11 protein-coding genes are annotated in these 13,161 nt (G+C 51.6%); all 11 read left to right on the top strand.

Annotation, left to right across the window (positions count from 1 at the left end; genetic code table 11):
• Nucleotides 1-4 precede the first annotated feature (4 nt).
• Nucleotides 5-820: a peptidylprolyl isomerase gene (locus ACSSVF_RS08285; RefSeq protein ID WP_492402749.1), complete on the top strand. Its 816-nt coding sequence runs from the start codon at nt 5-7 to the stop codon at nt 818-820.
• A 150-nt stretch (nt 821-970) separates the two neighbouring features.
• Complete coding sequence (locus ACSSVF_RS08280; protein ID WP_492402747.1) at nt 971-1,243, top strand: FeoA family protein; 273 nt, start codon at nt 971-973, stop codon at nt 1,241-1,243.
• Nucleotides 1,240-3,030, top strand: a complete 1,791-nt coding sequence (gene feoB, locus ACSSVF_RS08275) for a ferrous iron transport protein B (protein ID WP_492402746.1) — start codon at nt 1,240-1,242, stop codon at nt 3,028-3,030. Before ACSSVF_RS08280 ends, feoB begins: the two co-directional genes overlap by 4 nt.
• A 144-nt stretch (nt 3,031-3,174) precedes the next feature.
• Entirely contained in the window at nt 3,175-3,684 is a 510-nt protein-coding gene (locus ACSSVF_RS08270) for a PepSY domain-containing protein (RefSeq protein ID WP_492402744.1), read from the top strand.
• Between the two features lie 200 nt (nt 3,685-3,884).
• The gene (gene purL / locus ACSSVF_RS08265; RefSeq protein WP_492402742.1) at nt 3,885-7,808 is read left to right on the top strand and encodes a phosphoribosylformylglycinamidine synthase; all 3,924 of its coding nucleotides are present in this window, start codon (nt 3,885-3,887) and stop codon (nt 7,806-7,808) included.
• 86 nt (nt 7,809-7,894) lie between these two features.
• Nucleotides 7,895-8,380, top strand: coding sequence for an ankyrin repeat domain-containing protein (locus ACSSVF_RS08260; protein WP_442584325.1), 486 nt, complete (start codon nt 7,895-7,897; stop codon nt 8,378-8,380).
• A gap of 298 nt (nt 8,381-8,678) precedes the next feature.
• A complete protein-coding gene (locus tag ACSSVF_RS08255; RefSeq protein ID WP_492402740.1) occupies nt 8,679-9,020 on the top strand; it encodes a c-type cytochrome in 342 nt (113 codons plus the stop codon).
• Nucleotides 9,020-10,309: an FCSD flavin-binding domain-containing protein gene (locus ACSSVF_RS08250; RefSeq protein ID WP_492402739.1), complete on the top strand. Its 1,290-nt coding sequence runs from the start codon at nt 9,020-9,022 to the stop codon at nt 10,307-10,309. The genes ACSSVF_RS08255 and ACSSVF_RS08250 overlap by 1 nt, the downstream gene beginning before the upstream one ends.
• Nucleotides 10,310-11,539: a PQQ-dependent sugar dehydrogenase gene (locus ACSSVF_RS08245; RefSeq protein WP_492402738.1), complete on the top strand. Its 1,230-nt coding sequence runs from the start codon at nt 10,310-10,312 to the stop codon at nt 11,537-11,539. It abuts the gene before it with no gap.
• A gap of 54 nt (nt 11,540-11,593) precedes the next feature.
• Nucleotides 11,594-12,175, top strand: coding sequence for a hypothetical protein (locus ACSSVF_RS08240; protein WP_492402736.1), 582 nt, complete (start codon nt 11,594-11,596; stop codon nt 12,173-12,175).
• Nucleotides 12,176-12,183: 8 nt separating this feature from the next.
• Nucleotides 12,184-13,059 (top strand): SMP-30/gluconolactonase/LRE family protein, encoded by an 876-nt coding sequence (locus ACSSVF_RS08235; RefSeq protein WP_492402734.1) that lies wholly within the window; start codon nt 12,184-12,186, stop codon nt 13,057-13,059.
• The last annotated feature ends 102 nt before the right edge of the window (nt 13,060-13,161 follow it).

Genomic DNA, 13,161 nt, shown 5'->3' with positions numbered 1-13,161 from the left:
TTGCATGAAATTTTTGAAAATGATGTTGGCGATTGCATGCTTCAGTGCGTTGCCACATGCTTATGCAGCTGATGCTGATGCGATTGCGACCGTTAACGGCAAGCCAATCAAGAAAACCTGGGTTGAGTTCATCTTAAGGGATGCTGAAGCCCGTACTGGCCAAAAAGCCAACGATGGCATGAAAGCCGCTGTTGTGAATGAACTGGTAGGCTCTGAACTGGCTTATCAGGAAGCGCAAAAAGCAGGTATCGATAAACAGCCTGACTTTGTCGCCAGCGAAGAACTTGCCCGCCGCAAATTACTGGTCAACGCTTTCCTGGCTGATTTCATCAGAAAAAACCCAGTGACTGAAGCCGAGAAAAAAGAAGGCTACGAGCAATACAAAAAAGAACTGGGCGACAAAGAATACAATGCACGCCACATCCTGGTAAAAACCGATGTTGAAGCGAAAGCGATTGTTGCTGACCTGAAAAAAGGCACTGACTTTGCCAAGATCGCTAAAGAGAAATCACTGGACCCTGGCTCTAAAGACAAAGGTGGTGACCTGGGCTGGTTCTCACCAGCTGGCATGGTAAAACCATTTGCTGATGCTTTGCTGAGCCTGAAAAAAGGTGAAACAACGCCTGAGCCAGTGCAATCACAATTCGGCTGGCACATCATCAAACTGGTAGACACTCGTGCATTACAAGTGCCACCTTACGATAAAGTGAAAGATGGCATTGAGCGTACGATTCAGCAACGCAAGCTGGAAAAATTCATGCTGAGCCTGAAAGATAAAGCCAAGATTGAAGTGACTGGCGTTGAGAAAAAAACACCTTAATTCCAGCACCAACTCCTGAGCAATCTGAGTAGTGAATTAAAAAGCCAGCAGCTGCTGGCTTTTTTAACATTCAGCGCTAGCATTCGCTTATTTGCCATTTAAGTTTTCCTCGCCTGCAGTTTCTGCGATAAAATCAAGAATTGTTCTCATTTGCAGCTTTTCCCCGTATCCATGCAACTCAATGCACTTAAACCCGGTGAGTCAGCGATTATCGATGGCATACAGGCAGAACAGGCCCTGGTACAACGCCTGAATGCGCTGGGCTTCCGCCCTGGCAAACAGGTGCAAGTCGTTAGACAGGCAGCTTTCAACGGCCCATTGCATATCCGCATCGGTTCTACAGATGTCGTGATTCGCCTGCAAGATGCGCAAGCGATACATCTGCACACCCCACTCACTGACTCAGAATCCATATCCGCATGAAACGTGTTGCTTTACTCGGCATGCCCAATACGGGCAAATCCACGCTGTTCAACCGCCTGAGTGGCGCCTCGGCCCGCGTCGGCAACTGGCCAGGCATGACAGTAGACCTGCTGAGTGCCAAAATACTGCTCGGCGGCCATATTGCCGAACTGGTGGATTTACCTGGCCTGTATGACCTGCACGGCTTTTCTGATGATGAAGAAGTGGTCCGTCATTTTCTGAGCCATCACCCGGTGGACCTGGCGCTGATCATACTCAATAGCGCGCAGATCGACAGGCAACTGTCACTGGCGCTGCAACTTCGCGCGTTAGGTTTGCCGACTGTGTTACTGCTGAATATGGAAGATGAAGCCAAACGCGCCGGCATCACCATAGATACCCAGGCCATGAGCCAGCAATTGGGCATGCCAGTGCTCACCATCAGTGCAAAATACGGCAGTGGCTGCCCGCAAGCATTGCAATTAGCCGCCAGCGTCATCGACAAGAATGCCGCACCTGTAGACCCACAACTGATTGCCAGCAAACTGCAGGCCGACAATGCCGTTGAGGAAGAAATGCAACGCATTATTGACCGTGCTGTGCAAATGCCCTTACAGCTGAACACATCCACTACTGATCGCATTGACCGTGTTTTGCTACATCCATGGTTAGGCTTACCGTTATTTTTCCTGGCGATCTTCCTGTTGTTCCAGTTTATTTTCACCATAGGCGCCCCATTACAGGAAGCCACTGCCTGGTTGTTTGACACTTTACGCAGCGAAGCACTCGAACCATTACTGGCCGGATTGCCGACCTGGTTGAACGGATTACTGCTCGATGGCCTGTATACCGGCTTGAGCACAGTGGCCGCGTTTGTGCCTATCATCGTACTGTTCTTCCTGGTCATGAGCATGGTAGAAGATAGCGGCTACCTGTCGCGGGCTGCTTTCCTCATGGATACACTGATGGCAAAAATGGGCCTGGATGGACGCGGCTTTGTCATGGTGCTGATGGGGTTTGGCTGTAACGTACCCGCCCTGATGGGCACCCGCGTCATGCGTAGCCGCCCGATGCGCTTGCTGACCATGCTGACGATTCCGCTGTCATTGTGCTCCGCGCGCTTACAGGTCTTCCTGTTCATGATCGCCATCCTGTTCCCGCCTTCGCAAGCTGCGCTGGCGTTGTTCTCATTGTATATGGTCAGTTTTTTCACTATCTTCCTGACCGCGGTGCTGTTCAAACAGAAATTTGCCAGCAGCGAACCGTTTGTGCTGGAATTACCGCCCTACCGTTTCCCCACTCCCAATCAAATCTGGCTGCGTGGCTGGCAAGAGGTCAAGCACTTCCTGTTCCGCGCCACTAAATTCATCGTCATCGGCGTGTTAATGGTGTGGTTACTGACCCACCTGCCAACCACCGCGGTGCCCGCCAGTGCTGAGACCTGGGCTGGCAGTATAGGCCGCTTCTTTGCCCCGGTGCTAGACCCTATCGGCATTGATAACCACCTGGCAATCGCGCTGATATTCGGTTTTGTTGCCAAGGAAATCGTGGTTGGCTCGCTGGCCGTGATTTATGGCTTGCAAGGCGACGCCCTCAGCCACCAGATCGCCGCCAATATCGACTGGGTACAAGGAATGAGTTTCATGCTGTTCACGCTGATCTACACGCCTTGCCTGTCTACCATCGCCACACTGCGTTCAGAAAGTAAGAGCAGGGCCTTTATGTGGCTATCACTGGCGTGGTCCTTAGGCCTGGCATGGCTGATCAGCTTTGCCTTCTATCAGGCCGCGCGCGCACTCGGCTATTAAATCTGCAAAAAAACCACATTTATTCAGGGAAAACAGCACCGCCATTTACTTATCGCGATATTGATTAACCAATAAACCATCCAAAATATATACTCTCCTTGCAAGTGAATGTTTCACCTTATCAAACAACAGGAGATTGCTGTCATGAATAAAAAAATATTGGTAGTCACCCTTGCAGCGCTATTCAGTGTGTCAGCATTTGCAGCCAAGGAAACCCATAAAGGCCCAATGGAACGGTGCATGAAAGCCGCCCTGGCCAAACACCCCGGCAAAGTAGTGTCGCTGGAAGCTGAAATCGAAAAAGGCCGTGGTGCCGTCTATGAATTTGATATCGTTGGCGCGGATGGCAAAGAGTGGGAAGTCGAATGCGACGCCAAAACCGGCAAAGTCTATGAAGAAGAAATTGACGTAGACCCAAACAACGAAGAATTCAAATCCAAAGCCAAAATCACCCTGGAACAAGCAAAGAAAACAGTGCTGAGTAAATACCCGGGCGAGATTGAAAGTATTGAATATGAGTTGGAAAATGGCAGCCCTGTATATGAATTCGACATCAAGCAGGCCAATGGCAAAGAGATCGAAGTGGAAGTGAATGCAGTGACTGGCGCCATCGGTGAGACCGAAGAAGAAGTCTATGAAATCGGTAAAGACTAGCTGAAATAGAAGAACACTAGAGAAACAGGAAAAAATGAGCGAAACCGATTAAAGATTAGAACGGCTTGCTTACCTTTAGAGCATTTAACAGCAACCGGCGGGTTGCTGTTTTTATTTAAACGACTACTTTGTGACTGCGGGACTGCCCGCTTTCTGCTAAAATACCGGCTTGTATTTTCACTGAAAAATCCAATCGCCTCATGTCCAGTAAAGCGCAATTTTTAAGCCTGCGCGGCAGTGCCGCCCTCTCCCAGTTCCGTCTCGATAAACTCTACAGCACCCTGAAAGTCAGCGCCCCTAACATTGCGCATATCTATACGGAATTCGTGCATTTTGCGTTTAGCGACAGTGTATTAAGCGCTGCAGACCAAAATACCCTGCAACAGATCCTGACCTACGGCCCGAAAACCGAGCTTGAATCGGCCAATGGCGAGTTGTTGCTGGTGATTCCGCGCATAGGTACGATTTCGCCATGGGCTTCACGGGCGACGGATATTGCACATAACTGTGGCGTACAGCTATTGCGCCTGGAGCGCGGCATCGCGTATTACGTGACTACGCACAATGGCCAGTCACTAAATGATACTGAAAAGCAGGCCTTGCGCGCTGCGATACAGGACCGCATGACAGAAACCGTGGTGTACAGCGTGGCCGATGCCGAAAAACTGTATCACCATGCAGACCCGAAACCCCTGTCTAGCATTGATATCCTGGCCGGTGGCAAAGCCGCTCTGGACGCTGCCAACAATGACATGGGCCTGGCACTTTCACCGGACGAAGTGGATTATCTGCTGGAAAATTACCGCAAAATGGGCCGCAACCCGACCGATGTCGAGTTGATGATGTTTGCCCAGGCCAACTCCGAGCACTGTCGCCACAAAATATTTAATGCCGACTGGGTGATAGACGGCGTGCAGCAAGAATTATCGCTGTTCAACATGATACGCAACACGCACAAACTGAATCCCGGCACCACCGTGGTCGCTTACTCGGATAACAGCTCGATTGTGCAAGGCCAGAAAACCAAACGTTTTTACCCTGCTGCCGATCAAAGCTACCAGTTTGTCGAAGACGACATGCACTACCTGATGAAGGTAGAAACACATAACCACCCGACCGCGATCTCACCGTTTGCCGGTGCCGCGACTGGCGCGGGTGGCGAAATCCGTGATGAAGGCGCAACGGGCATTGGCTCTAAACCAAAAGCAGGCCTGGCGGGTTTTTCAGTTTCCAACCTCAACCTGCCTGACTTTGAGCAGCCCTGGGAAAATTACTATAAGCAATCGAACTATGGCAAACCAGGCCGTATCGCCAGCCCATTGCAGATCATGATAGATGGTCCACTAGGCGGCGCAGCCTACAACAACGAATTCGGCCGCCCTAACATTGCCGGTTATTTCCGTACCTTTGAGCTGGAAGCCAAAGATGCCAACGGCCAAGCTGAGGTGCGGGGCTATCATAAACCCATCATGCTGGCAGGTGGTGTTGGCAATATCTCCAGCAGCCATAGCCATAAAAACCCGATTCCTGATGGCGCGGCCTTGATCCAGCTTGGCGGACCTGCCATGTTGATTGGTCTGGGCGGCGGCGCCGCTTCCAGCATGGATACAGGCGCCAACACTGAAAACCTCGATTTTGACTCCGTGCAACGTGGCAACCCTGAATTGCAACGCCGTGCGCAGGAGGTGATCGATCGCTGCTGGCAGATGGCGGATAAAAACCCTATCCTGAGCATTCATGATGTCGGCGCTGGTGGTATTTCCAACGCCTTCCCGGAACTGGTCAACGACGCCAAAGTCGGCGCAATTTTCCAATTACGCGATGTGCACAATGAAGAGCCTGGCATGGCGCCGCGCGAATTGTGGAGCAACGAAGCACAGGAACGGTATGTACTGGCCGTGACCCAGGACCAATTGCCATTGTTTGAAGAAATCTGTGCCCGTGAACGTTGCCCGTTTGCAGTCGTCGGCATTGCCACTGCCGAGCGTCACCTGGCGGTAGAAGACAGCCATTTCGCCAACAAACCGGTGGATATGGATTTATCCGTCTTGCTAGGCAAGCCACCAAAAATGTTGCGTGATGTGAAATCAGTGAAAAAATCATTGACCGCATTTGATACCAGCAAAATCGATTTAAAAGACGCAGTTGCCCGCGTACTGCGCTTACCGGGCGTGGCCGATAAAACCTTTTTGATCACCATTGGTGACCGTACCGTCACAGGCCTGATTGCCCGCGACCAGATGGTAGGCCCATGGCAGGTGCCGGTCAGCAATGTGGCAGTGACCGCTGCCGGTTTTGAAACCAACAGCGGTGAAGCATTTGCCATTGGTGAAAAAGCACCGCTGGCCTTGCTTGATGCACCGGCTTCCGGCCGTATGGCGATTGGTGAAGCGATTACCAATATCGCCGCCGCTTCGATCAGCGAAATCGGCAACCTGAAACTGTCAGCCAACTGGATGGCGCCTGCGGGACACCCGGGCGAAGATGCTGCCTTGTATGAAACGGTGAAAACCGTCGGCATGGAAATCTGCCCGGCATTGGGTATCAGCATCCCGGTCGGTAAAGATTCCATGAGCATGAAGACGGTATGGAATGATAACGGCCAGAACAAGGCCGTGACATCGCCTATCTCACTGGTGATTTCAGCCTTTGCCAATACGCTGGATGTGCGTAAAACCTTGACACCGCAATTGCGTACCGACCTGGGCGACACTGAGTTGATACTGATAGACCTTGGCAATGGCAAGAACCGTATGGGTGGCTCTTCCTTGGCGCAAGTGTATAGCCAGTTGGGCGACACCGTGCCGGACGTGGATCAACCATCACAGCTGAAAGCGTTTTTTACGGCAATCCAGCAATTGAACAGCGACAGCAAACTGCTGGCTTACCATGACCGTTCTGATGGCGGCCTGTTTGCCACACTGGCAGAAATGGCTTTTGCCGGCCATTGTGGTTTGACGGTCGATTTAAGCAAGCTGGCGGGCGATAGTGCCAGCGTATTGTTTAATGAAGAGTTGGGTGCAGTCGTGCAAGTCCGTGCCGCCGAAGCAGCAGCGATTGCGGACAGTCTGCAACAATCACTTGGCACTTGTGTACACCGCATTGGCACAGTGAATAATGGTCACGAAATCCTGATCACGCATGGCGCTACACGCTACCAGGCCTCCCGCATAGAACTGCATCGTATGTGGTCAGAAACCACGTTCCGTATGCAAAGCCTGCGTGACAACCCTGTGTGTGCACAACAGGAATACGACCGCATCCTGAATGCCGATGATATCGGCCTGCACGCACATTTGACGTTTGACCTCAACGACAATATCGCCGCGCCTTATATCAACACAGGCAAACGGCCGAACATGGCGATCTTGCGTGAGCAAGGCGTCAATGGCCAGACCGAAATGGCTGCCGCATTTGACCGTGCCGGGTTTAACAGTGTCGATGTGCATATGAGCGACGTCATCAGTGGCCGCGTGTCACTCAGTGATTTTGCCGGCCTGGTCGCCTGTGGCGGCTTCTCTTATGGTGACGTACTCGGCGCCGGTGAAGGCTGGGCCAAGTCCATCCTGTTCAACAGCCGTGCACGTGATGAATTCAGCGGCTTCTTTAACCGTACCGACACTTTTGCCCTGGGCGTGTGTAACGGCTGCCAGATGATGAGCAACCTGCACAGCATCATCCCTGGCGCTGAGCAGTGGCCGCATTTTGTGCGCAACAAGTCAGAACAGTTTGAAGCGCGCGTCTCATTGGTCGAGGTATTAAGTTCGCCTTCTATCTTCTTTAACGGAATGGCTGGCAGTCGTATGCCGATCGCCGTGGCCCATGGTGAAGGATTTACGGAATTTCCTGATGCCAACGCTGTCTCAAATGTGCTAAAACAACAACTGGCCACCGTGCGGTTTGTTGACCATGCGTCAACGCCAACGGAAGTCTATCCGTTTAACCCCAATGGTTCAGCCCAGGGATTGACCGGATTTACCACACCAGACGGGCGTTTCAGCATTATGATGCCGCATCCGGAGCGCGTATTCAGAACCGTGCAGTACTCCTGGCATCCGGACGATTGGCAGGAAGATGGTCCATGGATGCGCATGTTCCGTAATGCACGCAAGTTTGTTGCTTAAGTAGGTTTGGGCTTACGTAATAAAACAAAAGTAATAAAGCAAAGTAGTTAATTTTAAAAAATGAAAATCAGGTGTTTGGAGAAATTATGAAATCAATTAAATGTTTACTGGCCTTGGTCGCACTGTCATTTTCGCTACAGGCATTCGCACTGACAGACGAAGACTATATGGAATTCACTGAGGCGATCACTGGTGGTAACCTCAAAGTAGTGAAAAAATTCATTGAGGCTGACCCGGCGTTGGTTAACCAGAAATTCTTTGCCTGGGAGCCACTGCAAATGGCTGCTTCCAAAGGCCGTATGGATGTCGTGAAATACCTGATCGCTAAAGGTGCCGATAAAGACTATGTTCACCCTGCCAGCAATAACACCGCGTTTCATATGGCTGCGTTCATTAATGATGCGCCGTTGATGAAATACCTGGCCTCGGTAGGTGTGGATGTGAATAAAAAGCTCAAGGGCGATGTGTCTCTGATCCGTTTTTTCAGGGAAGAGCACAACCAGCCTATGGTCGATTTATTGACTGAACTGGGCACCAAGGATGATGGCTGTAAGGAAGAAAAATGTTTTTAATCGTCTGCAACTAGCAACGATTACACCAAAAAACGGTCATGTGTTGCATGGCCGTTTTTTGCATCTAAGCCTGCCAGACATGCACTGATTAAATACGCGGTTATCAGCGAATAACAATACAGAAAGCCAAACTAGCGTTGCATCTGCGTTTTCTTTAGCAATAATCCTGCAGTCATGGCAGACTATATATGCCTATCAATGTAACTTGTGTCACGCACGGCAGGTGTTGTTTCAAGAATAATCCACGACATCACAACGATTAAAGTTGCACCCTGGGGGAATGATGAAACGTTTGCATATGAGTCTTGCGTTGGCATGCTGTTTACAGTGGGCAGTGCCACTTGATGCACAAGAAAACGCTTCCCAGGCACTGACTACCCTGGCAGCCTCTTGCGCAGCCTGCCATGGCCCCCAGGGCAATAGCCTGGGCGGCACACCTACGCTAGCGGCGTTGAATAAAGCCTATTTTGTCCAGCGCATGCAGGGATTTAAAACCGGCACCCTTTCTTCTACAGTGATGCATCACCATGCCAAAGGGCTGACGGATGATGAGATCACGGCACTGGCGGGTTACTTCGCTGCGCTGCCAAGGGTTACGCCAGCACGAGCGCCGCAACAATCTTTTCTGGGGGAACAATAATGTCCAGAAACGCCCCGTCCATGCATGAAACCCATTCCCGCAGGCAGTTTGTTCGCTCTGTCATTTATGGCGGTCTTGCCTTTTATGGCATGCCGGCCTACGCACGCGCCAGTCGCCCGCCGCTGGGCCATGTCGTCGTCGTAGGCGCTGGGTTTGCCGGGCTGGCTGCCGCCAAATATCTGCGTGAATGGAGTGCAGGTAATATCAAGGTCACCGTGATAGAGCCTAACCCACAATTTATTTCCTGCCCGCAAAGCAACCTCGTATTAGGTGGCAGCCGGACGCTGGATGAACTGAGTTTTTCTTATGCGCTGTCGCGTAAACAGCATCAGTTGCAATGGATACAGGATACCGTGACAGCGATAGACCCCGTAGCTAAACAGGTGACACTGGCACGTGGCAAAGTCGCTTATGACCGGTTGATTCTGGCACCCGGAGTCGACTTTGATTACAGCCGGATTGTGGGCATGTCCAAGCCGGTTGACGACATTCCGCATGCCTGGAAAGCGGGCAAGCAAACGCTGCAACTGAGGCAGCAACTGGAAAGCATGCCTGACGGTGGCGTGTTTGTCATGACTATCCCCAAAGCGCCCTACCGCTGCCCGCCCGGCCCTTATGAACGCGCCTGCCAGGTGGCGCATTATTTCAAGCAGCATAAACCACGCAGCAAAGTGATTATCCTCGATGCCAACGCAGATATCACTTCCAAAAAGGGCTTGTTCCTGCAGAGTTTTCAGGGGGATTACCAGGGCATTATTGAATACCACAACAATAGTGAGATCCTGCAACTAGACACCGCCAGTTACACCATTAAAACGGATTTTGAAACGGTCAAAGCCTCAGTGCTGAATGTGATTCCGCCACAACTGGCTGGCAAAGTCGCGCAGTCTGCAGGGCTTGCCAATGTTGACCAGCACTGGTGCGAAGTAGACTTTGTGACCTACGCTTCTACCCTCAATCCCGATGTGCATATTATTGGTGACAGTATTTCGGCCGGTTTGCCAAAATCTGCACATATGGCGACCTCGCAGGCCAAGGTCTGCGCAGCCGCCATCATGGATTTGCAGTCAGGTAATCCGCCAAATCCATTGCCGGTATTCGCTAACACCTGTTACAGCTTTGTCGATGATAAACAAGCCATGCATGTAGCCAATGTCTATCGCTATGACCCGGCAAAAAAATCCATGGTCTCGGCCGAAGGCGGCGGCGTGTCAGCCAAAGCCACTGTGCAGGAAGGCGACTATGCACAAGCCTGGGCGCAAAACATCTGGGCCGATGCACTCACTTAAATGGCTAATCCAGTTGTTATTTTTCGCCTGCCCAGATATCTCTTAATCACCATCCTGGGATTGTGTATTGCCTTCAGTGAGAGTGCCGCCGCGCAAAATCAGCAAGTCGAGCAAGCACTCTCTAGATTGAAGCTGCCCACCGGGCTGACAATCGAGCTATTCAGCGATGTGAGTAAATGGGGCTCGCCACGCATACTGGCGCTGGATAAACAAGGCCGGCTACTGGTCAGTTTGTCCGATCAGGGCCGCGTCATCCGGCTTAGCCAGCAAGGCGAAGTTGAGTTGATTGCGCAAGGGCTGAATGCGCCGCATGGCATGGCATTGCTTGGAGACGACTTGCTGGTTGCTGAACAGACTGGCGTGGTCAAATTACCCAAACAAGGCAATGGCTGGGGTGCGCCGCAGCCTTTCATCCGCAATTTACCGGATGGCGGGCACAGTTTCAAAACGGTAAAAGTGTCTCCGGATGGCTTTATTTACGTCAATGTAGGCTCCAGCTGCAATGTGTGTGTTGAGAGCAACCCCTTACGCGCCACCTTGCTACGCTTTAGCGCCGATGGCCGGCCTGCGGGTGCGTTACTGACGCTTGGCCGCCATGCACAAGGCGCTATCTGGGCTACCGGTTTGCGTAATACTCAGGGCTTTGCCTGGCACCCGCAAAGTGGTGAGCTGTTTGCGACCAACAATGGGACAGATAATCGCAGTGCCACTAAAAACGGCCCCGCCAATGATGATCTGCCACCTGAACATCTCAACCTGATCACACCCGGCAAACACTATGGCTGGCCATATTGCTGGGCAGATCCCAAGCAGCCTGCGCACCTGTTCCAGGACCCCAACTTTACGGGTGAAGCCGATATCTGCAAGCAGGCGCAACCCCCTGCCCTGACCCTGCCAGCACACAGCACGCCCATAGGATTGACGTTTTTGCATGGTAGCCGTTTGCCTGAAACCATCCGGCAGGATGCCATTGTTGCGTTGCACGGTTCATGGAATCGACAACAAGCAAGCGGATATGCCTTGCAGCGTGTAAAATTCAGGAACCATCAACCGGTTGAGAGCGTCCCATTTATTGAAGGCTGGTTGCAAAACAACCAGGCATGGGGAAGGCCGGTCGATGTGATTGTCGGCGCTGATGGGTGGCTGTATGTCAGTGATGATCTCACTTGCTGGATTTATCGTGTGCGTAGTGAAAATGCTATCGCACCCATAGCGCCCACAAAGCAGTGATGCCAGAAAATTGAATAGACCGGCCATTCAAGGCCGGTATGACAGGAGCAATATATGAAACGCATTCTAATGTCTGTAGGCAGCCTGCTGTGTGTCAGCTGGCTCAGTATCGGCCACGCAGGCCCGCCATCGCTGGTGATACAGGTGCCAGAGACTTTTTACCAGCATCCGGTACGTTTATTACACCCCTATGCAAATTACTGGCATAACCGTGGCGAAGCGGCTGAAAAAGCAGGCTTGTCTAGCTTTGAAAAACAGCATTACAGCACATCCGGCTGCGAGGCAGAAGCCAAAGGCCAGGCCTTGGTGGTGATTGAACCAAATATGTTTTACAACCCGCAAATGGGCGTTTTCCACACTGAAATCACCGCCAGGGTATTTACCCATGCTTCGGCAGACAGCGCATTGGGTAAACCGCTGATGACAGTCAAGGGTGAGGGTCAGTCACGCGGCTGGATCACTTATAACGTGGAGAACTCTGCCAATAAATCATATCAGCAAGCGTTTGACCAGGTGATTCAACAATTACAGAAAAACCCGGTGTTCCAGCAATCCCTTGAGCAGGCGCCTGTACAAACCTTTGAAGCTTTGTGCACCAGCATTAATACCCTCTCACAACCAAAACTATTTTTCTAGGAGCAATTATGTTGTCGGCTTATCGTAAACGTCTTATTTCCAGCGTCATTACCGCAGCGTTGCTTACGTTGAGCAGCCAAAGCCAGGCGCACGGGCTGGACCCAGTCAATGGCTTGCTGACACCGGAATCAGTGGTTCAGGCAGCCGATGGCAAACTCTATGTGTCCGAGATCAATGAATTTGGCAAGGATGGCGACGGCCAGATCCGCGTCATTGATCACGGCAAAGCCAGCGTACTTGTGCAAGGCCTGGATGACCCAAAAGGATTAACGATTATCGGTAATGATTTGTTTGTGGCCGATAAAAGCCGGATCTGGCGTGTGCCACTCAATCAAGCCCCGGCGAAAGCCGAGGTATATATCGCTGCGACCGAGTTTCCGCAAGTGCCGCAATTCTTGAATGACCTGGCCGCAGATGCAAACGGCAATCTGTATGTCAGTGACAGTGGCGATATCATGGGCACTGGCAAAGGCGGCGCCATTTATAAAATCACGCCGCAACGCAAACTCAGCCTGGTCATTGATGGTAAAGCCGACCCTCGCGTATTGGCTCCAAATGGCTTGTTAGCGGATGCCAAAGGTGAGCACCTGCTGATTGTGGATTTCACCTCTGGCGTGCTTTACAACTATGATGTCGCCGGTAAACGCCTGCAAGAAGTCGCCAGCGGCTTTGGTGGCGGTGATGGCATTGTCAGGCAGGCGAACGGTACCATTTATGTCAGCGACTGGAAAAACGGCAAAGTTTACCGTGTAGACAATAACAAAGCAGTATTGCTGAAAGACGGCTATCAATCGGCAGCAGATATCGCGCTCAGCCAGGATGACCACCATCTGTTAGTGCCAGACATGAAAGCAGGCGTGCTGGATGTGATCCGTTTGAAATAGCTTTCACGTCCTCTACAGGCAAAAAAGAACCACGCTTGCGCGTGGTTGAAGTGAGAGGATACACACGAAACCGCTAATTGTCGCAGTAACACCGCAGGGAAT

The sequence above is a fragment of the Methylophilus sp. E2MeOHC9 genome (genome assembly GCF_058744375.1).
This window is presented reverse-complemented; position numbering and strand designations above follow the sequence as displayed.